The sequence below is a fragment of the Ureibacillus suwonensis genome, assembly GCF_042655065.1.
In the GTDB taxonomy this organism is placed as follows: domain Bacteria; phylum Bacillota; class Bacilli; order Bacillales_A; family Planococcaceae; genus Ureibacillus; species Ureibacillus suwonensis.
Map to the genome: position 1 here is coordinate 1 of NZ_JBHSNQ010000105.1, position 769 is coordinate 769.

Here is a 769-nt window from a genome sequence, read left to right on the forward strand (position 1 = left end):
TCTATAAAAAAGGACGATTTTTTTGTACCCTAAAAACAGAAAAAAGGGCTGAGCCGAAGGTCGATTCAATCGACTTTTCGGACAGCCCCTTTTATTTGGTTATATGTAAATTATTAGGTGTTGGATATGAAGTGTACTTCTTTTATGTTAGGCCCATCCTCCGGCGTTTTCGCTATTTTCAGCGAGCTTGCGGGCTTCGGGAAGTCCCTCCTCGTTTTTCCGCGCGGCGAAGTGGTTGAGAACAGGGATTTCCTGTTTTTCGCGCACAGCTGCTCAAAGATTTAGAAGTACGGTATCCCCAAATTGTGTGGATCCGACAGCACGGAACTTCGAAGTAGTTTTTACGATTCGCAAGCAAAATGAGGAGCGGCCACCCGATACCACTGGTTTAAAGGATATAAGCTCCATCTCTCCACCACTGCCGAGGGAATCATTTTATCTCCTGTGTTGACCACAGCGAATCGGAATGATGCGGCAGTAGCACCAGAATTGCTTGTTTCAGGATATAGTTCTAAAGAAATAACATCTTGAACACGGGTATTAAGAAAACAGCAAACACTATCCACTTCTGAATAATTGTTCTTACTGTATAGTCAACACATGTTGAGTGCGTTTCGCAGATAGTTTTAAAATGAAAAAAATGTGGCTGGGACAAAACCCCCTCTAAAATGGAAACAGCCCATGAAATTTTGGAATGAAATTTCATGGGCTGTTTTTCATTTTTTCAATAAAAAATAAGGACCTCTTCTGTTAAAATTAAGTTAGCACA

Annotated in this window: 1 pseudogene; it reads left to right on the plus strand. The window is 41.2% G+C overall.

What is annotated here, in order from left to right:
* Positions 1-155: 155 nt before the first annotated feature.
* Positions 156-501, plus strand: a pseudogene (locus tag ACFPOH_RS10850) (transposase); the annotation flags it as partial.
* Between the last annotated feature and the right edge of the window lie 268 nt (positions 502-769).